Annotated in this window: 19 protein-coding genes and 3 riboswitches; of the genes, 18 read left to right on the forward strand and 1 reads right to left on the reverse strand. The window is 49.7% G+C overall.

The window, feature by feature from the left end; genetic code table 11:
* Positions 1–9 precede the first annotated feature (9 nt).
* From pseI to ACXAD6_RS01845, 11 genes are all read left to right on the forward strand, one after another.
* A complete protein-coding gene (gene pseI, locus ACXAD6_RS01795; RefSeq protein WP_474967380.1) occupies positions 10–1,077 on the forward strand; it encodes a pseudaminic acid synthase in 1,068 nt (355 codons plus the stop codon).
* Entirely contained in the window at positions 1,074–1,817 is a 744-nt protein-coding gene (locus ACXAD6_RS01800; RefSeq protein ID WP_474967381.1) for a cytidylyltransferase domain-containing protein, read from the forward strand. Before pseI ends, ACXAD6_RS01800 begins: the two co-directional genes overlap by 4 nt.
* On the forward strand, positions 1,810–2,343 hold the full coding sequence (gene pseH / locus ACXAD6_RS01805) for a UDP-4-amino-4,6-dideoxy-N-acetyl-beta-L-altrosamine N-acetyltransferase (RefSeq protein ID WP_474967382.1): 534 nt from the start codon (positions 1,810–1,812) through the stop codon (positions 2,341–2,343). Before ACXAD6_RS01800 ends, pseH begins: the two co-directional genes overlap by 8 nt.
* Before the next feature lie 18 nt (positions 2,344–2,361).
* Entirely contained in the window at positions 2,362–2,598 is a 237-nt protein-coding gene (locus tag ACXAD6_RS01810; RefSeq protein WP_474967383.1) for an acyl carrier protein, read from the forward strand.
* Positions 2,595–3,839, forward strand: a complete 1,245-nt coding sequence (locus ACXAD6_RS01815) for an ANL family adenylate-forming protein (protein ID WP_474967384.1) — start codon at positions 2,595–2,597, stop codon at positions 3,837–3,839. The genes ACXAD6_RS01810 and ACXAD6_RS01815 overlap by 4 nt, the downstream gene beginning before the upstream one ends.
* Complete coding sequence (locus ACXAD6_RS01820) at positions 3,836–4,561, forward strand: SDR family NAD(P)-dependent oxidoreductase (RefSeq protein WP_474967385.1); 726 nt, start codon at positions 3,836–3,838, stop codon at positions 4,559–4,561. The genes ACXAD6_RS01815 and ACXAD6_RS01820 overlap by 4 nt, the downstream gene beginning before the upstream one ends.
* A 394-nt stretch (positions 4,562–4,955) precedes the next feature.
* On the forward strand, positions 4,956–5,921 hold the full coding sequence (locus ACXAD6_RS01825; protein WP_474967386.1) for an AAA family ATPase: 966 nt from the start codon (positions 4,956–4,958) through the stop codon (positions 5,919–5,921).
* Positions 5,918–7,183, forward strand: a complete 1,266-nt coding sequence (locus ACXAD6_RS01830; RefSeq protein ID WP_474967387.1) for a DUF58 domain-containing protein — start codon at positions 5,918–5,920, stop codon at positions 7,181–7,183. Before ACXAD6_RS01825 ends, ACXAD6_RS01830 begins: the two co-directional genes overlap by 4 nt.
* Positions 7,183–9,378, forward strand: a complete 2,196-nt coding sequence (locus tag ACXAD6_RS01835) for a DUF4129 domain-containing transglutaminase family protein (RefSeq protein WP_474967388.1) — start codon at positions 7,183–7,185, stop codon at positions 9,376–9,378. Before ACXAD6_RS01830 ends, ACXAD6_RS01835 begins: the two co-directional genes overlap by 1 nt.
* 35 nt (positions 9,379–9,413) lie before the next feature.
* Positions 9,414–9,515: riboswitch (purine riboswitch) on the forward strand.
* Between the two features lie 129 nt (positions 9,516–9,644).
* Positions 9,645–11,183 (forward strand): glutamine-hydrolyzing GMP synthase, encoded by a 1,539-nt coding sequence (gene guaA / locus ACXAD6_RS01840; RefSeq protein ID WP_474970341.1) that lies wholly within the window; start codon positions 9,645–9,647, stop codon positions 11,181–11,183.
* Between the two features lie 79 nt (positions 11,184–11,262).
* Positions 11,263–11,365: riboswitch (purine riboswitch) on the forward strand.
* Between the two features lie 155 nt (positions 11,366–11,520).
* On the forward strand, positions 11,521–12,855 hold the full coding sequence (locus ACXAD6_RS01845) for an NCS2 family permease (RefSeq protein ID WP_027955711.1): 1,335 nt from the start codon (positions 11,521–11,523) through the stop codon (positions 12,853–12,855).
* An 87-nt stretch (positions 12,856–12,942) separates the two neighbouring features.
* On the opposite strand, the gene ACXAD6_RS01850 is transcribed toward ACXAD6_RS01845, so the two are convergent.
* Positions 12,943–13,368, reverse strand: a complete 426-nt coding sequence (locus tag ACXAD6_RS01850; protein ID WP_027955712.1) for an Hsp20/alpha crystallin family protein — start codon at positions 13,366–13,368, stop codon at positions 12,943–12,945.
* A 141-nt stretch (positions 13,369–13,509) separates the two neighbouring features.
* Between ACXAD6_RS01850 and ACXAD6_RS01855 the strand changes: the two genes are divergently transcribed.
* The 7 genes from ACXAD6_RS01855 (at position 13,510) to purS (ending at position 18,470) form a co-directional block, all read left to right on the forward strand.
* Positions 13,510–14,088 carry a DUF2179 domain-containing protein gene (locus ACXAD6_RS01855; RefSeq protein ID WP_027955713.1) on the forward strand — a complete coding sequence of 193 codons (579 nt, stop codon included), beginning with the start codon at positions 13,510–13,512 and terminating at the stop codon, positions 14,086–14,088.
* Positions 14,048–14,257 carry an NETI motif-containing protein gene (locus tag ACXAD6_RS01860; RefSeq protein WP_474967389.1) on the forward strand — a complete coding sequence of 70 codons (210 nt, stop codon included), beginning with the start codon at positions 14,048–14,050 and terminating at the stop codon, positions 14,255–14,257. Before ACXAD6_RS01855 ends, ACXAD6_RS01860 begins: the two co-directional genes overlap by 41 nt.
* A gap of 81 nt (positions 14,258–14,338) precedes the next feature.
* A riboswitch (purine riboswitch) is annotated at positions 14,339–14,439 on the forward strand.
* Positions 14,440–14,546: 107 nt separating this feature from the next.
* Complete coding sequence (gene purE / locus ACXAD6_RS01865; RefSeq protein ID WP_474967390.1) at positions 14,547–15,038, forward strand: 5-(carboxyamino)imidazole ribonucleotide mutase; 492 nt, start codon at positions 14,547–14,549, stop codon at positions 15,036–15,038.
* A complete protein-coding gene (purK, locus tag ACXAD6_RS01870; RefSeq protein WP_474967391.1) occupies positions 15,028–16,155 on the forward strand; it encodes a 5-(carboxyamino)imidazole ribonucleotide synthase in 1,128 nt (375 codons plus the stop codon). The genes purE and purK overlap by 11 nt, the downstream gene beginning before the upstream one ends.
* 10 nt (positions 16,156–16,165) lie before the next feature.
* Positions 16,166–17,458 carry an adenylosuccinate lyase gene (purB, locus tag ACXAD6_RS01875; RefSeq protein WP_474967392.1) on the forward strand — a complete coding sequence of 431 codons (1,293 nt, stop codon included), beginning with the start codon at positions 16,166–16,168 and terminating at the stop codon, positions 17,456–17,458.
* A 59-nt stretch (positions 17,459–17,517) separates the two neighbouring features.
* Positions 17,518–18,237 (forward strand): phosphoribosylaminoimidazolesuccinocarboxamide synthase, encoded by a 720-nt coding sequence (gene purC / locus ACXAD6_RS01880; protein ID WP_474967393.1) that lies wholly within the window; start codon positions 17,518–17,520, stop codon positions 18,235–18,237.
* Positions 18,225–18,470, forward strand: a complete 246-nt coding sequence (gene purS, locus ACXAD6_RS01885; RefSeq protein WP_027955719.1) for a phosphoribosylformylglycinamidine synthase subunit PurS — start codon at positions 18,225–18,227, stop codon at positions 18,468–18,470. Before purC ends, purS begins: the two co-directional genes overlap by 13 nt.
* The last annotated feature ends 1 nt before the right edge of the window (position 18,471 follow it).

An 18,471-nucleotide genomic window follows, 5' to 3' on the forward strand; every position in this document is an offset into this window, starting at 1 on the left:
GGTTCCCCCATGGAATTCAGCATTCAAGGCCGTCGCATCGGGAGCGGCCATCCACCGTTCATCATTGCGGAGATGTCAGGCAATCATAATCAATCGCTGGCAAAAGCCCTTACCATGGTCGACCATGCCGCCGCATGCGGGGTGGATGCTTTGAAAATACAAACGTATAAACCGGAGACGATGACGCTCTCCAGCAGCCGGCCGGATTTTACGATTAAGGACAAACAAAGCCAATGGGATGGAAAAAAGCTTTATGACTTGTATGAGGAAGCGAAAACCCCGTGGGAATGGCATGAGAAGGTGTTCAGCAGATGCCGGAAAGCGGGGATTATTGGTTTCAGCACTCCTTTTGATGAATCGGCAGTCGATTTCCTGGAAGCGTGTCACGTTCCGTTATATAAGATATCCTCCTTTGAAAATACAGATCTCTCTTTAATTGAAAAAGTCGTGAAAACAGGGAAACCGGTCATCATCTCGACCGGAATGGCGTCCTTAAGTGAGGTGGAGGATATAGTGAAAACGGTGAGGGGCAGTGGAGGCAGCCAGTTTGTCCTGCTGAAGTGCACAAGTACTTATCCGGCACCTCCCGGTCACTCGAACATCAGCACGATTCCGCATATGGCGCAGACATTTTCCTGCCCTGTCGGCCTCTCCGACCACACGCTCGGCATCGGTGCGGCCGTTGGAAGTGTGGCCCTGGGGGCGGCCGTCATTGAAAAGCATTTCGTGCTGAATCGGTCTGAAGGAGGCGTGGATGCTTCTTTTTCTCTGGAGCCCTCAGAAATGAAACAGCTGGTACTAGAATCGAAAAACGTGTGGCGGGCGATGGGGAGGATTTCGTACGGGGATACGCTGGAAGACGAAAGAGCGAGAAATTACCGGAGGTCTCTTTACATTTCGAAGGATGTAAAGGAAGGGGAGACTTTTACAGACGAGAATATTCGAGCGGTCCGTCCGGGCTACGGCCTGCTCCCGAAGTACAAAAGCGTCTTCCTTGGGAAGCAGGCGCCGTTTGCCATCTCCAAAGGCACTCCGTTGAGCTGGGATATGCTTACGGGAAGGCGGAATGATGTATGAACGTTGTAGCGGTCATCCAAGCAAGAATGGGCTCCACACGACTGCCTGGGAAAGTGCTGAAAATGGCAGCAGGAAAACCTCTCCTGCAGTACCAGATTGAACGTGTCCAACGGGCATCCTCTATCGATCAGCTCGTCGTGAGTACGACGGTTCAACCTGGTGATGACCCGATTGAACACTTGTGCAGCCAGCTTGGAACGGCCTGTTTCAGAGGATCGGAAAAGGATGTATTGGAACGCTTTTATTTGACGGCCTCCCACTATCAGGCAGACGTCGTGATCCGGCTTACCGGGGACTGTCCGCTGATGGACCCTGCCGTTGTTGATGAGGTTACCGCTCTCTTCCTCCATCACTATCCGAAGTATCCGTATGTATCCAATACAAAATTCCGGACGTATCCAAGAGGGATGGATATCGAAGTATTTACATTCGAAGCTCTCTATCATTCTCACTTGATCGCAGATGACAGCTGCACACGCGAGCATGTGACAACAAAAATGATCCGCGATACCCGCCCGTTCAAACACAATCACCTCTTGTATAAGAGAGATGAAAGCAGACACCGATGGACGGTGGACACCATAGAAGATTTTCAGCTGGTTGCAAAGATCCTTGAACATCTCTACCCAAAGAATCCCCGTTTTACTTTGGAGGATGCGCTCGCCTTGTTGGACGCCCACCCCGAATGGGCGGAAATCAACCATCATATCCAGCAGAAAAAGGAGGAGACGGATGATTGAATTCGAGAGATTGAAAGAATCCCATCTCGATCTGGTGTTACAGTGGAGAACCTCCTCCTTTGTCACACGGTACATGTATACAGATATAGAGGCGGACCGAAGCAGACATCAGGCCTGGTTCGAATCGGTCTCCCAATCCGACACGGACCTCTACTGGGTGGCTGTGATCGATGCGGTGCCTGTCGGTGTGCTTTCTCTAAGTGACATCCACCCTGTCCATAAACGGGCCGTTTTCGGTTATTACATAGGTGAGGAAAAATACCGGATTTATGGTGGAATCCTTCCTCTCTATCTATATAACCACGTTTTCAGCAATCTTTCTTTGAATAAGCTGACAGCAGAGGTGATGGAGGGGAACGACAAGGTGGTGAAGCTCAATACCTTCCATGGATTTCGTATGGTCGGCACTCGTAAAAATCACGTGATCAAGCATGGGAAAAGCCATGACGTCCACCTGATGGAGCTTCATAAATCCGACTGGGAGAAGAAGAGCCGTCTATTTAAGAAATATACCGCACCCTTTTGACAAGGAGGAGGAGGAAACGTGGAGGATCAATTGATTGTGATTGTTAATGACATGCGTAAAGATAATGGCCTGCCACCGTTGAAACGACTGGATGCCGGTCAGCATCTCAGGGATGATTTGAACATGGACTCCTTGATGCTCGCTGAATTGACAGTCCGGGTGGAGAGTGAATTCGACGTAGATATCTTTGAGGATGGCCTTGTTGAAACGGTTGGAGACGTCATCAGGAAAATCGAAGGGCACCAGCGTCCATGAAGCATCTTTTTCTCGCTTCCAAAGGACATCAGTATACGTACGAGGAGCTCCTTAAGGATGTGGGCAGCAGGAAAATGGCGTGTTCCAGAATTTTTGTGAAAGGGAACGAACCGTATCAGATTTTCGCAGCGATTGTCCATAGTCTGTGGCTCGATTATCCGGTAGAGCTGTTGGACGGAGATTTTTCTGATGAAGAATTGAAAAAAATGGGAATCCAAACCTCTGACCTCCAGCCTGCTTTAATGGAAAGTCTTCCTGAGCATCCTCCGTCTCATGAGGACGTAACGACCCGTCTTCACCCAAAAAACTGGACCTTGTCCTTGTATACATCAGGAACAACCGGCCGGCCGAAAAAAGTCACTCATCGGTATGAGTCGTTAACACGGCAGGTGAAAACCGGCAGTCACTGGGAGGACCATGTGTGGGGGTTTGCCTATAACCCTACACACATGGCCGGTCTGCAGGTCTTTTTTCAAGCCTTCTGCAATAAAAATCCGATGATCTATGTGTTCAATGAAGAGCAGAAACGGCTGCCTGATTTGATTGAGCCATATCAAATGACGCATCTGTCCGCCACAGCTTCCTACTATCGCAATATATTCCCCAGGCTTCAGTCGAAGACCTATCCGTCCGTCAGGCGGATCACATTTGGCGGCGAAGGGTTTGATGAACGATTGTCGGAGAGGATGAAGCAGGTTTTCCCGCATGCCCGGATCAGGAATGTGTATGCCTCGACAGAAGCAGGAAGTGTATTTGCTGGAAACGGCCGCACCTTTACTATATCCTCCTCCATAAAAGACTTAGTGAAAATCAATGAAAACCAGGAACTGCTCATCCATCAGTCGCTGGTCGGTACATTGGAAAACGCAGAAGTCGGCGGCGAATGGCTGAATACCGGAGATGTTGTACAGGAGGTCGGGGCAGATCAATTTGTTTTTGTATCCAGGAATTCTGATTTTATTAATGTCGGGGGGTATAGGGTGAATCCGTTGGAAGTCGAAGCTGTGCTGACAGCGGTCCCGGGAGTAGAGGATGCATTGGTGAAAGGGAAGAAAAATAGTGTAACAGGAAACCTGCTTACCGCTGATATCGTAAAGGCGGCAGACGCCGAAGAGGATCAAGTGAAGAAAGCGGTCCGGGAGCACGCCTCACGCATCCTGCAGCCGTGGAAAGTACCGAGGATTCTTGCGTTTGTCGAAGCCATTCCGAAAACGCGCACAGGAAAGAAGGTCAGAGAATGAAGTGGGTCATTGTCACCGGTGAATCCAGAGGCGTGGGAAAGGCTGTTGCCAGAGAAATTTTAATGGAAGGAACGTATGGGGTCATCGGCATCTGCCGGTCGAAAGGGGCCGAAGTCGAAGATCTGAAACAGCTGGGAGGGGAGCGTTTTGTCCACCTTACCTACGATTTAGAAAACGTGGAAGGGATCAAATCGTTATACCTGCAGCAGCTGAAACCGCTCGGGGTCATTCATGGGTTTGTGAACAATTCCGCCACTGCCTATGATGACATTATTTCCAATCTCCGTGTCGATCCGCTTGAGAAGATGTTCCGAATCAACGTACTGAGTCCCATGCACCTGACCAAATATGTGATACGGGATATGCTGTTGAACAAAACGGAAGGATCGATCGTTCACATCTCCTCCATCAGTGCCCACACCGGATACAAAGGATTAAGCATGTACGCATCTACAAAAGGGGCCATCGAAGCGTTCTCGAAAAATACGGCGCGGGAATGGGGGGCACGGGGCATCCGTTCCAACTGTGTGATCCCTGGATTTATGGATACAGCCATGAGTGCGACCTTAACGGAGGAACAGAAGGAGAGAATTTACAAACGAAATGCGATGAAGAAGGAAACCGGGATTGCCAGTGTCGTACACACCATTCTTTTTCTTTTATCCGACCAGTCCTCTTCGATCACGGGAACAGGTATACATGTAGATAATGGAACGATATAAAAAACCGCAGATCCCCTGGATCTGCGGTTTTTTGGCTGGGGCTGCTAAACCCATAAGTAAGCCCCAGCTGAATGCTGGAGCCTCCGCCACCTATACCTATACAAACGTTCGTCTCTTATGTTCTTTTATATCTCTACTTCAGATGGCTCAAACTAAAGATACCATATTAAGGATGATAAGTTAACTAAATTGTCGGAAAAAATCATAGGTCTTTAGATTCATTTTATTACTTATATAACTTTTTTTAACTTTTGTTAAAAAGGGTGAAGAACCCTTTAATGCCTGATATACCCATCAGCTTCTTTCCTTTGTTCCATAGATAGGGATATAGTATAGTGGAAATGAGCGTGATAATTCTGAAAAATAGTGCGTCAGGGAGGAAGGGGTCCATCAAATGTCTCAACAAACGTTTCTCTATCAGCCGAAAGTAACCGAGGTACTTAACAATATTAGAAAAGTGATGATTGGAAAGGAAGAAGCAGCGCTTTTAAGCGTTGTGGCCCTGCTGGCAAAGGGGCATGTTCTGCTTGAGGATGTTCCTGGAGTAGGGAAGACGATGCTTGTCAAAACGCTTGCGAAATCCTTGGATTGTGATTTTAAGAGAATTCAATTCACACCGGATCTGCTGCCGTCAGATGTGACCGGTGTTTCCATTTATAACCCGAAGACATTGGAGTTCGAGTTCCGTCCAGGCCCTATTCTCGGAAACATCGTCCTGGCCGATGAAATCAACCGGACGTCTCCGAAGACGCAGTCCGCGCTGTTGGAAGGGATGGAGGAGACGAGCATTACCGTGGATGGGAGTACCGTCCAGCTTGGGGAGCCCTTCTTTGTCATGGCAACCCAGAATCCTATCGAGTATGAAGGAACCTATCCGCTGCCGGAAGCGCAGCTGGACCGTTTTCTTTTGAAAATGGAGATGGGCTACCCTACAGCGAAGCAGGAAATGGAAATGCTTGCCCGTACGTCGAACAGTCATCCGATCGAAGAAATCTCGGCTGTAATAACAAGGGAAGAACTGGTGGAGCTTCAAAAGGAAACCGCCCAGGTCTATGTGGACCGTTCTGTTCACCGTTATATCGTAGAACTTGTCACAGGCACACGTGACCATGAAGGAGTCTACTTAGGCGTGAGTCCGAGGGGATCAATTTCTTTGATGAAAGCGGCCAAAGCCTATGCGTTCGTCCATGATCGCGATTATGTGCTCCCGGACGATGTGCAGTTCATGGCTCCGTATGTGCTCGGCCACCGGATGATTTTAACGTCTGAAGCGAGGTTTGAAGGGAAGACGTCCGCCTCTATCATTGAGGAGCTCCTAACGGCTACTTCCATCCCGGTGAAAAGGACGACCGGGGAATGAAGCAGACGTTCAGCCTTGCCGGCAAAGGGGCTGTCGTCGTTCTGTTGTTTGCGGCCCTGTTCTCGTATGCGATGTTTCAAGGCGGATTTGTCAGCTGGTTTCTTTTTTATGCGTTTCTCCCGTTCCTTCTTTATATGCTCGGTGTGCTCGTGTATCCGATCCGTAAGTGGGAGGTTGAGCACCAGTTGTCCAGGCGTTATGCCCTTGGGGGGGAAACCGTGGAAGTGGAGGTGACGCTGAAGCGGCGGTTCCCATTCCCTGTTTATTACTGTGTCATTGAAGAATATCTTCCGGCATCCTTGAAAAAGGTGGATGAACACTTGGAGAAATACAAGGATATGACGAAAACAGAAACGTATCATGAACAGCGGAATATCAAGAAAGTCGTCTTTCCGTGGTTCAGCCGGAGGATTTCGTACCGCTACGAACTTCAAAAAGTCCCGCGCGGTGCCCATGCCTTCAAGGCGATCCGTGTGAAAACGGGCGACTTCTTCGGATTTGTAAAAAAAGAACAGGTGTACAAGCATACGAATGAACTTCTCGTGTTTCCATACGTCCGTCCGGTAAAAATGAAGGACCGGGTCTACAGCTTTGAGCAGGGGACAAGTCCTTCCTTTAAACTCAATGAGAAAAATACCAATATCGTCACGGGTGTCCGGGAATACATGCCGGGTGACCGCTTTGCCTGGGTGGATTGGAAAACGACGGCGAAGAAAAACGAAATGATGACAAAAGAATTCGAACAGGAAAAAAGCGTGGAAATGCTGATGATCTTAAATACAGGCGCCCATTCGGATATGGACATTTTGAGCTTTGAAGGAGCGGTCGAATTTTCAGCGTCGCTTGTGAAGGAGTTTCACCAGCAGTCTTCCCCGCTGTCATTCATGACGCTTGGGGAAGACCGCCGGTATTTCCCCTATCACCAGGACCCGGCCCGCCAGCAGCAGATCCAGGGGCATCTGGCCCGGGTAAGGCCGGTGGGGCGGCAGCCGTTTGCCAGTCAGCTTGAGCGCGAACGCCCGTCTGTGCCGAGCGGTGTTCTCTTGATGGTGGTCAGCCATCAGCTGGACCAGGATGTTCAGGCGGCGCTTTCGAAATTGGCGAAGAAAAGCAAGCGGCTCGTCTTTTTTTATGTCCGCCCGCATGAACGGCTGACCTTTCAGGACCACCAGCTGATCAAGCAGCTGAAAAGCCGTGGTGTGGTGGTCAATCTCTTATCCGAAGAGCAGATGACACAAAAGGAATTCGAGGTGAACACGTAATGCAGGACCGTCATTCAACCATTTACCGGATGATCCTCTACGGCATCGGTTTTCTTTTGTTCTGTGAATGGCTCCGGCCGCTTGAAATGATTTCCCAGACGGATGACGTCCGGATTTTCTTTATTTTTGCGGCGTTTTGTTTTTTTGTTTCCTTTTTACAAGTCCCCTGGTATCTATCCATGCCGTTAAAAGGACTGGGTGTGGCCTTTATTCTGGACGGACTGTACATCGGGGAACTGATTTTTTCCCCGGGGTGGTTCGCCGTTCTTATCGAGCAGGTCACCTTCAATATTCAGATGATCAGTAGTCAGGAATGGTGGCAGATGACGCCGCTTTTCCGCAGCCTGCTGTTCCTGATTTTACTGTGGCTTATGAGCTACCTTCTTTACTACTGGTTCGTAGTTGCGCGCCGCATGTTCTTTTTCGTGCTTTTGACGATTCTTTTCGTTGCCATTGTTGATACATTCACGGTTTATGATGGCAGCTGGGCGATTATCCGGACCTTTATGATCGGTATGGCGGCGCTCGGACTGTCGAGTTTTGCGAAAGAAATGGATAAGGAGTCCATTGTATTCAAAGGGCTTCATAAAGCCAATGTCTGGCTGTTTCCCTTGATTGGAGTCATTTTGTTTTCTTCCGCAGCCGCTTATGCGTCTCCCAAGTTTGCTCCACAGTGGCCGGATCCGGTTCCATACTTGGAAAGTGCCGCAGGAGGGACAGGGGCCGGAGGAGGACGGACAATCCAGAAGGTCGGGTATGGCGAGGATGACAGCCAGCTTGGCGGATCGTTTGTGCAGGATGATACGCCGATCTTCACAGCGACCGTGGATGGGGACCGCTACTGGCGGATTGAATCGAAGGATACGTATACAGGAAAAGGCTGGACAGATACGCTGGAGCAGCCGGTCATGACGACGGACCCTTATGATATTCCATTCTCCACGTTCACTGAAGAAGTGGAAACGGAAACGCAGACAGCGCAGATTGAAATGACGAGGTTCGCTTCGTTTAGAAAACTGGTTTATCCCTACGGTCTTACATCCGTCGGGAATTTAGATGGGGAGTACAACCTCCGCGTTCACAATAACACGGGGGAGATGGATACGTACCAGGGGGATGCTCCTGCGAAAATCAGTACAGCTGAATTGACGTATGAGTTTCCTTCTTTTGAATACAGCCAGCTTCGTGAATCCGGGAATAATGATCCAGAGGAAATCAGGGATCAATACCTGCAGCTCCCGGAGAATCTGCCGGAGCGCGTCCGCAATCTGGCTTCCCAGATTGTCGAGGGAGAGGACAACCGGTATGATCAGGCAAAGGCCGTGGAGCGTTACTTTTCAGCCAACGGCTTTGAATATTCAACGACGGATGTTCCGGTTCCGGGCGATGACGAAGACTATGTCGATCAATTTTTGTTTGAATCCCAGATTGGATACTGTGACAACTACTCGACATCCATGGTTGTCCTTCTCCGCTCAGAAGGGATCCCGGCGCGCTGGGTCAAAGGCTTTACAGGCGGTGAGCGGATCGATTCTGTGGAAAATGAAGAAGGAGACGGCGTCCAGAACGTGTACGAAGTCACGAGTGGAAATGCGCACTCCTGGGTGGAAGTGTATTTTCCTGACGTTGGCTGGGTTCCTTTTGAACCGACACAGGGCTTCAGTAACAATGCTGATTTTTACACCGATGTCGATGTGGAAGAGACCGAAGAAGATCCGGCAGCAGGTGCTGAAGACGATACGCAGGATGAAACGATGGGGAATCCTCAGCAGGTGGAGGAGGAAGATGAAGCCTCCGGAAATGCGGATGCAGCCTCTTCTTCTGGATCGACGACCTTTACGGCAGTCCTCACAGGTACCGTCCTTTTGGCGGCTGGTATTTTGCTTTATGTCACCCGCTACCGCTGGATGGCCGCGCTTCTGATCCGCCGCTACCGCCGTAGTGAAGACGAAGAGACGTATGAGAAGGCTTACCACTTCCTTTTGAAAGTGCTGAATCATAAAGGGTTGAAACGGAAGCCTGATCAAACACTCCGTGATTACGCCTTGAAAGTGGACCAGCATTTTCAATCCAATGAAATGCAGCGGTTGACGAATAATTATGAGCGTGTGATCTATGGAAATGAATCCGAGAAGGACCAGTGGCAGAAAGTAACGGAATTATGGGAAAATTTAATTAAAAAGACATTGTCTTGATTCCTTGGAAGACGGTTGATAGAATAAGTGAAAATTATCAGATAGAATTCTTCCTTCGTATATCCTCGGGAATAAGGCCCGAAAGTCTCTACCGGGGCACCGTAAATGCCCTGACTATGAAGGTGGGAGTCACAGACGTGTCTTGACATGGATGGATTTCTGCCTTCGTTGTATGCAGCATACAAGAGGCAGGAGTCCATTTTTTTATGGCACGGGAAGTGAAAGAAACAGGCAGGACCAATTTTGGTACAGGGAGTGGAACGTATATGGAAAACGTACAAGGAATGATTCTCGTACTCGACTTTGGAAGTCAGTACAACCAGTTGATCACACGAAGAATCCGCGAATTTGGCGTGTACAGTGAGCTGCATTCACACAAGATGAGCATAGAGAAAATCAAGGAGCTGAATCCGAGCGGCATTATCCTTTCTGGTGGGCCGAACAGCGTATATGGAGAAAACAGCTTCCGTTGTGATGAGCAGATTTTTGAACTGGGTATTCCGGTGCTCGGCATCTGTTACGGCATGCAGTTGATGACCCACCATTTTAATGGAAAAGTAGAACGGGCCAAGGAACGCGAATACGGCAAAGCCGACATTCACATTACAGAAGACCCGGTCCTGTTCCGCAAGACACCAAAAGAACAGGCCGTATGGATGAGTCACAGTGACAAAGTAATCGAAGCTCCTGAAGGTTTCCGTGTGGATGCGACGAGCCATTCCTGTCCTGTAGCTGCCATCAGCCACGAGGATGCAAAGATGTACGGCGTCCAGTTCCACCCGGAGGTCCGCCATTCAGAATATGGGAATGATCTTCTTCGCAGCTTCGTTTTCGATGTCTGTGAAGCGAAGGACGACTGGACGATGGAACACGTGGTAGAAATGGAAGTGGAAAAAATCCGTGAGCAGGTGGGCGGTCGTAAAGTGCTGTGTGCGTTGAGCGGCGGTGTGGATTCCTCTGTTGTAGCAGCATTGATTCATAAGGCGATCGGCGATCAGTTGACGTGTATTTTCGTCGACCACGGGCTGCTGCGTAAAAACGAAGCCGATGACGTCATGCGTACGCTGGGTGACGGCTTCAATATGAACATTATTAAAATAGATGCCAAGGAGCGGTTCATGAGCAAACTTGACGGTGTATCCGATCCGGAAAGAAAGCGGAAGATCATCGGCAATGAGTTCATTTATGTGTTTGATGATGAAGCAGAAAAGCTGAAGGACATTGACTTCCTTGCCCAAGGTACACTGTATACCGACATTATCGAAAGTGGAACAGAAACCGCTCAGACGATCAAATCCCACCATAATGTCGGCGGTCTCCCGGAGGATATGGAATTCCAATTGATCGAACCTTTGAATACGCTGTTCAAGGATGAAGTACGTGCGCTGGGTACGGAGCTTGGTGTACCAGAACACATCGTCTGGCGTCAGCCGTTCCCCGGTCCAGGTCTTGCCATCCGTGTTCTAGGAGAAGTGACAGAGGAGAAACTGGAAATCGTTCGTGAATCTGACTTCGTCCTTCGCGATGAAATTAAAAAGGCCGGGCTGGATCGTGACATCTGGCAGTATTTCACTGTGCTTCCTGATATCCGATCGGTCGGAGTCATGGGAGATGAGCGTACCTACGACTATACGATCGGGATCCGTGCGGTTACCTCCATTGATGGTATGACTTCAGACTGGGCCCGCATTCCATGGGACGTGCTGGAGAAAATATCGACGCGTATCGTGAATGAGGTCGATCACATCAACCGCGTCGTGTATGACGTGACGAGTAAGCCGCCTGCAACGATTGAATGGGAATAATCGAACATTAAAGGGTTTTTATTCAATAATGTTCGGAAATAGTATTGACAGTTCTTGTCGAACGATGTAAGCTGAAGACAATTCAATAACGCATCACCTTCGTATAATTTTGGGGATAAGGCCCATGAGTTTCTACCAGACCGCCGTAAATTGGTCTGACTACGCTGGTGAATGGACGACTGCCTGTACGCATGTGCAGACGTCCGTTTATCCTCGTATCTACAGACACTCCTGGATTTTATCCAGGGGTGTCTTTTTTTGTGGGAGATGGGTCAACATAAAAATAAAGAGACCCGATAAGAAAGGCGACGGAAAACAAAAAGGGGAGGATTTACAAATGAGTAAGTTTTTTAAGTTTAAGGAAATGGGAACGAGCTATCGGATTGAATTCATGGCGGGGCTCACAACGTTTCTCGCGATGGCCTACATTTTGTTCGTCAACCCGTCCACGCTCGCACTGGACGGCATTGAGGCTCTGCCTGAAGGGGTCACTCGTATTGATAAGGGAGCCGTATTCACCGCTACAGCCGTAGCAGCCGCAGTGGGTACATTGATTATGGGATTGTTTGCGAAGTATCCGATCGCTCTTGCTCCCGGTATGGGACTGAACGCATTCTTTGCGTATACGGTTGTGCTCGGGTTTGGTATTCCGTGGGAAACAGCGCTTGCCGGCGTACTTGCTTCTGGACTTATTTTTATTGTGTTAACGGTAACCGGCCTGCGGACGATGATCATTGATGCTATCCCTGGAAACCTTAAGCTGGCTGTCGGAGCGGGGATCGGGCTGTTCATCGCGTTTATCGGCTTTCAAAACGCCGGGATCGTACAGAACAGTGACGCGACACTGGTGCAGCTTGGTGATTTGACCGCCGGACCGACGCTTCTCGCTGTTTTCGGGATCATTGTCAGTGTCATTCTGCTTGCTGTCGGATTGAAGGGCGGCATTTTCTACGGAATGGTGCTGACGTCATTGATGGGAATTCTCACGGGCTTGATTGATCCACCATCTGGCCTTGGCGGCATTGTCAGTCCGGCGCCGAGTGTGGCACCGACGTTCGGTGCAGCGTTGACACACTTTGGGGATATTTTCACGATCCAGATGCTCGTAGTCATCCTGACGTTCCTTTTCGTCGATTTCTTTGATACGGCCGGTACACTTGTGGCTGTAGCCACCCAGGCCGGGTTTATGAAGGATAACAAACTGCCGCGGGCCAACCGTGCGCTGTTCTCCGATTCCGCCGCTACGGTCGTCGGGGCCGTCGTTGGAACTTCGACGACGACGTCCTACATTGAATCCACCGCGGGTGTCGGAGCAGGTGGACGAACAGGCTTTGCTTCTGTCGTGACGGCAGGATTTTTCCTGCTTGCCCTGTTCTTCTCTCCACTTCTCGCTGTTGTAACTGCTGAAGTTACCGCACCTGCTTTGATCATTGTCGGAGTGCTGATGGCGTCCACCTTGAAGAGCATTGACTGGGATGAGTTTGAAATTGCCGTCCCTGCCTTCTTTACGATTGCTGCGATGCCGTTGACGTACAGCATTGCCACCGGAATTGCGATCGGCTTTATCTTCTATCCGATTACAATGATCTTGAAAGGACGATCCAAAGAAATTCATCCGATCATGTATTTCCTTTTTGTCATTTTCGTCTTATATTTCATTTTCCTTGCATAAGGATGTCTATGAAAAGAGTGGTGCACTCTTGGATGACTTCCCCGTCAAGGTATAAAAAAACCGGCGGCCTTCTGTCAGGCGCCGGTTTTATTCATCCTCCAGGTGGCGGATGGTGATCGGTTTCTGTCTTGATGAATCAGGGATGTAGCGGTGAAGCTGGACGACCAGCAGTCCGTGCCTGTAGGTGGCTTCTATTTTGTCATGCCGGACAGGGTAGGGGAGGTCGATGGAACGTTCAAATGTACCGTCGGCAATTTCTGCTTTGATCTGATGACCACCGCGGTTGTTGATTTCGATTTTCCCTTTCAATGTTAACGTAGCGTGGTCGACGAGAACATCGACATTTTTCGGGTGGTCCATGCCGGGAATGTTGACGAAACAGAGCAGCTCATTATCGTATTGATAGATGTTGACAGCCGGTATGGCGGGCTTCATCATCCCTTCAAAGCCGCCCCAGAATTCCTGGCCGAAGAAACGGTCGAAGTTTCCTTTCCAATCCTTGAACTGATCCATCAGCCTGCACCTCCAAGATTTGTCTGTAATTGCGGTGAAAAGCGGTTGTGCCCCTTTATTCTCATGGTTTATAGTGTATGCAAGAGAAGCGGTCCGGGTGATAGATTTTCACTTTATCCCGGGCAAAGGAGGCTGTCTGTATTGTTTGAAAACCCACTTGTACTCATCGCCATCATATTAGCGGTGAACATCGTTTATGTATCCTTTTTTACCCTTCGTATGATTTTCACATTAAAAGGACAGCGGTATTTCGCAGCGTTTATCGGAATGTTTGAAATCGTCACGTACATTTACGGACTGGGCATCGTTCTTGACCGTCTGGACCAGATTGAAAACGTTATTGCCTATGCTGTCGGTTACGGTACAGGGGTGATTGTCGGTATGAAGATTGAAGAGAAGCTCGCCCTCGGGTATATTACAGTTAACGTCATCTCCTCGAACCCGGATATCGAATTCACCCGTCAGCTCCGGGATAAAGGGTACGGGGTGACGAGCTGGTACGCGTACGGCATGGAGGGAGACCGGCTGGCGATGCAGATCCTGACTCCTCGAAAGTATGAACTCAGTTTATATGAAACCATCCGTACGATTGACCCAAAAGCCTTTATCGTTGCGTATGAACCAAAGCAGATCCATGGAGGCTTCTGGGTGAAGTCTGTAAAGAGAGGAAAGATCCGCGATGCCCAAAAAGAACAGCAGGAACAGCAGAATGCGTTTTGAAGTGCAGGAAAATGAAACGATCGATGATTGTCTCGACCGCATGAAGAGTCAAGGCTATATGCCCATCCGCCGCATGGAAGAGCCGGTCTTCCGTGAAGAAATCCGAAACGGGGAAAAAGTCATGGAGCCTGTAGGAAAAACGATCGTATTTCAAGCCGTTAAACAGTAAAACCGAACAATTTGTCAATTGTAAAATGTCATTGTTCGACAATGGCGTTGACAGCCAAAAGAGATTCTTGATATGATAAAGACAGAATTGCATAGACGACCTCATATAAGGCGGGGATATGGCCCGCACGTCTCTACCTGGGAACCGTAAAGTCCCGGACTATGAGGGGAGTTATGTCAGCGGCGCCCGGCCGGCCTTGGCCGACGTATGCCTGTTCGACTCCTCTCATTGATTGAGCGGTCGGGCAGGCTTTTTTTATGTTACTTCACAAAGAAACGAGGGAGAGCGCATGGCTGAAGTTGGGATCATTATGGGAAGTATTTCGGACTGGGATACGATGCAGGAAGCCTGCATCGTCCTGGATGAACTGGCCGTCGATTACGAAAAAGAAATCATATCCGCCCACCGGACACCGGAAGATATGTTTGAATACAGTGAAACCGCCCGCCAGAAAGGGCTGAAGGTCATCATTGCCGGCGCAGGGGGAGCCGCCCACCTGCCTGGAATGGTCGCTTCTAAGACGACACTCCCCGTCATCGGGGTACCGGTTGAATCAAAATCGCTTCAAGGCATGGATTCCCTTCTTTCCATTGTCCAGATGCCCGGCGGCGTTCCTGTAGCCACCGTATCGATTGGAAAAGCCGGGGCTAAGAACGCCGGGCTTCTCGCAGCAGAAATGCTGGGGGCTTTTGATAAAGAAACAGCTGGACGGCTGGAGGAGTACCGCAGCCGGATGAAAGAGAAAGTCGGAAATATGAGGAGGGAGCTCGATGAATATTAATGTCATCCGTCCAGGCCAGACCATCGGCATCCTCGGCGGCGGCCAGCTTGGAAAAATGATGGCGCTCGCTGCCAGGCATATGGGGTACCGGATTGCTGTGCTGGATCCATCCGAAGACTGCCCCTGTGCACCGGTGGCCGACCATCATATTGTAGCTGCCTATGATGACTTTGAAGCTGCAGAGCGGTTGAATACAATCAGCCAGGTGGTCACCTACGAATTTGAAAATGTGGACGCCGGTGTTTCCCGTTTTTTTGCTGAAGCAGACAAGCTTCCCCAGGGCACGCTTGCCCTCGAGGTGACACAGAATCGTGAGAAAGAGAAGGCCTTTGCTGTAGACGCCGGCCTTGCTGTACCGGATTACCGTATCGTCCATACGTCGGAAGAAGCCGGTCAGGCCGTCAAAGAGATTGGATATCCGGCAGTTATGAAAACGATCAGCGGCGGCTATGACGGCAGAGGTCAGCTGAAACTCGAACAGGAGTCAGATCTTGAGAATCTCCCTTCTTTTCTGAAAGAAGGCGGCACGTATATCGTGGAACAGTGGATTCCTTTCGATCTTGAAATCTCCCAGGTTTTCACCCGTGGACAGGATGGAAGTATCGTTTATTTCCCTCTTGCGGAAAATATCCATAGACAGCAGATTCTTCATGAAACCCGGGTTCCGGCCCAGGTGTCGGACGTTGTCCTTGATAAGGCGAAAGCCGCCGTTGAGGCCCTGGCCGAACGTATCGGCGTTGTCGGGACGTTTGCTGTGGAAATGTTCGTCAGCGGCGATGATATCTACATCAACGAAATGGCGCCGCGTCCGCATAACTCCGGACACTACACGATTGAAGCGTGCAGTGTCTCGCAATTCGAACAGCATATCCGTGCCATCTGTGGACTGCCGCTGCTGCCGGTACATACCTTCGGCGCAGCCGTGATGATCAATGTCCTCGGAAAACACCGCGGCATCCTCAATGACCGGATTGAATACTATACAGGCGGCCATCTTCATGACTACGGGAAAAAAGAAGCCCGGACCACACGCAAGATGGGGCACCTGACCTTCATCGGTGACACACTCGAAGAGATCGATGAACGCATCGAACAAAATCAGATCCATTATTGGTAGGAGGAAGACTATGATTGAACGTTATACACGCCCGGAAATGGGAGCCATCTGGACGGAAGAAAATCGTTATCAGGCCTGGCTTGAAGTTGAACTGCTGGCTTGTGAAGCATGGAGTGAGCTTGGCATCATTCCCAAGGGAGATGTCGAAAAGCTGCGTGAAAAAGCATCCTTCTCCATCGACCGCATACATGAAATCGAACAGGAAACGCGGCATGATGTTGTAGCCTTTACGCGTGCCGTTTCCGAAACGGTCGGAGAAGAACGCAAATGGGTCCATTACGGACTGACCTCTACGGACGTTGTCGACACCGCCTTGTCCTATCAACTGAAGCAGGCGAACGAAATCATCCGCCGCGACTTGGTCAACTTCATTGATATTCTTGGTGAAAAAGCACAGGAACATAAACACACCGTCATGATGGGCCGTACACACGGAGTCCATGCAGAGCCGACGACATTCGGCTTGAAGATGGCGCTTTATTATGAAGAAATGAAGCGTAACCTTGAGCGTCTCGACCTGGCAATCAAACAGATCGAAGTCGGAAAGCTCTCCGGTGCGGTCGGTACGTATGCCAACATCGATCCTTTTGTCGAAGCGTACGTCTGTGAGAAGCTTGGACTGGCTGCTGCTCCTGTCTCCACGCAGACACTGCAGCGGGACCGCCACGCCCATTACGTGTCCACCCTGGCTTTGATTGCGACATCCATGGAAAAAATCGCTGTAGAAATCCGCAGCCTTCAGAAGACGGAAACGCGTGAAGTGGAAGAGTATTTCGCGAAAGGACAGAAAGGTTCCTCTGCGATGCCCCACAAACGGAACCCGATCGGTTCGGAAAACATGACAGGGATGGCCCGCGTGCTGCGTGGAGAAATGATGACCGCGTTTGAAAATGTGCCGCTCTGGCATGAACGGGATATCTCCCACTCTTCTGCCGAACGGATCATTCTTCCGGATGCGACCATTGCCCTGAATTATATGCTGAACCGTTTTGGCAGGCTCGTGAAAAACTTGACGGTCTTCCCAGAGCGTATGCAGGAGAATATGGAGAAAACCTACGGGTTGATTTTCTCCCAGCGTGTGCTGCTTACCCTTATTGACGAAGGCATGGTGCGTGAGGAGGCATACGATCTTGTGCAGCCGAAGGCGATGGAAGCCTGGGAAGAGGGCATTCCGTTCCGTGAGCTGATCGAAGCAGATGAGAAGATCACGTCGACGCTTTCCTCAGAGCAGCTGGATGCCTGCTTTGACTATAAGCACCACCTCAAACAGGTGGACCGTATTTTCGATCGTATTGGTTTGTAATCATCAAGGACCTGCGGATGCAGGTCCTTCCCTAACAAAACAAGTGAGGTGCTGCTTTTATGAAAGGTTCCCTTTTATATGAAGGAAAAGCGAAGCGTGTGTACCATACCGACGATCCTGAACAGTTGATTTTATCCTATAAAGATGATGCGACCGCCTTTAATGGAAAGAAAAAGGAGTCGTTCCCCGGCAAAGGCCGTCTGAACAACCTGATTACCTCAAAAGTCTTTCAATCCTTACATCAACAACACATCAAGACCCACTTCATTCAAGCTTTAAACGAAACCGAGCAGCTCGTCTACAAGACAGATATCGTTCCGCTCGAAGTCGTTGTCCGCAATAAAGCCGCAGGCAGCATCACCCGCCGCCTCGGTATCTCTGAACAGACACTCTTTCAACCACCCATTCTTGAACTCTTTTACAAAAATGATGAACTGGATGATCCGCTGATCAATGATGTCCACGCCTATCATTTGACGGGGATCCGTGAACAGGACCTCACCTTGATCAAGGAACAGGCGCTTCTCATCAATGAGCATCTGAGCAGCATTTTTCAGAAAGCCGGTCTTGAGCTGATCGATTTTAAACTGGAATTCGGTTTCCTCTCTGATGGCCGCCTCGTCCTCTCTGATGAAATATCCCCGGATACGTGCAGGCTCTGGGACTTGGAAACAGGTACAAAAATGGATAAGGACGTTTTTCGTGAAGGGATTGGCAGTTTGACAGATACGTATGAACGGATTTTACAACGACTGGAGGAGAGCGTATGCGCAAAGTAAAGATTCACATTACGTTGAAAGAAGGGGTCCTGGATCCGCAGGGCAAGGCCGTTCAGCATTCCTTGAAATCACTGGAATACAATAACGTTCACGACGTCCGTGTCGGGAAATACATGGAGGTTCTCGTTGATGACAAGGAAGATTTGGAAGCCGAAATCGACAAGATGTGTGATCAGCTTCTCGCCAATCCGGTCATTGAAAACTATACGTATACGATAGAGGAGGCTGGCTGAC

It is taken from the genome of Halobacillus sp. ABH2_015 (assembly GCF_056158945.1).

Bases quoted from the DNA above. Each gene is read 5' to 3' on its own strand.
- pseI (WP_474967380.1), top strand. From the start codon at position 10: ATGGAATTCAGCATTCAAGGCCGTCGCATCGGGAGCGGCCATCCACCG.
- ACXAD6_RS01800 (WP_474967381.1), top strand. From the start codon at position 1,074: ATGAACGTTGTAGCGGTCATCCAAGCAAGAATGGGCTCCACACGACTG.
- pseH (WP_474967382.1), top strand. From the start codon at position 1,810: ATGATTGAATTCGAGAGATTGAAAGAATCCCATCTCGATCTGGTGTTA.
- ACXAD6_RS01815 (WP_474967384.1), top strand. From the start codon at position 2,595: ATGAAGCATCTTTTTCTCGCTTCCAAAGGACATCAGTATACGTACGAG.
- ACXAD6_RS01820 (WP_474967385.1), top strand. From the start codon at position 3,836: ATGAAGTGGGTCATTGTCACCGGTGAATCCAGAGGCGTGGGAAAGGCT.
- ACXAD6_RS01825 (WP_474967386.1), top strand. From the start codon at position 4,956: ATGTCTCAACAAACGTTTCTCTATCAGCCGAAAGTAACCGAGGTACTT.
- ACXAD6_RS01830 (WP_474967387.1), top strand. From the start codon at position 5,918: ATGAAGCAGACGTTCAGCCTTGCCGGCAAAGGGGCTGTCGTCGTTCTG.
- ACXAD6_RS01835 (WP_474967388.1), top strand. From the start codon at position 7,183: ATGCAGGACCGTCATTCAACCATTTACCGGATGATCCTCTACGGCATC.
- guaA (WP_474970341.1), top strand. From the start codon at position 9,645: ATGGAAAACGTACAAGGAATGATTCTCGTACTCGACTTTGGAAGTCAG.
- ACXAD6_RS01845 (WP_027955711.1), top strand. From the start codon at position 11,521: ATGAGTAAGTTTTTTAAGTTTAAGGAAATGGGAACGAGCTATCGGATT.
- ACXAD6_RS01850 (WP_027955712.1), bottom strand. From the start codon at position 13,368: ATGGATCAGTTCAAGGATTGGAAAGGAAACTTCGACCGTTTCTTCGGC.
- ACXAD6_RS01860 (WP_474967389.1), top strand. From the start codon at position 14,048: ATGCCCAAAAAGAACAGCAGGAACAGCAGAATGCGTTTTGAAGTGCAG.
- purE (WP_474967390.1), top strand. From the start codon at position 14,547: ATGGCTGAAGTTGGGATCATTATGGGAAGTATTTCGGACTGGGATACG.
- purK (WP_474967391.1), top strand. From the start codon at position 15,028: ATGAATATTAATGTCATCCGTCCAGGCCAGACCATCGGCATCCTCGGC.
- purB (WP_474967392.1), top strand. From the start codon at position 16,166: ATGATTGAACGTTATACACGCCCGGAAATGGGAGCCATCTGGACGGAA.
- purC (WP_474967393.1), top strand. From the start codon at position 17,518: ATGAAAGGTTCCCTTTTATATGAAGGAAAAGCGAAGCGTGTGTACCAT.
- purS (WP_027955719.1), top strand. From the start codon at position 18,225: ATGCGCAAAGTAAAGATTCACATTACGTTGAAAGAAGGGGTCCTGGAT.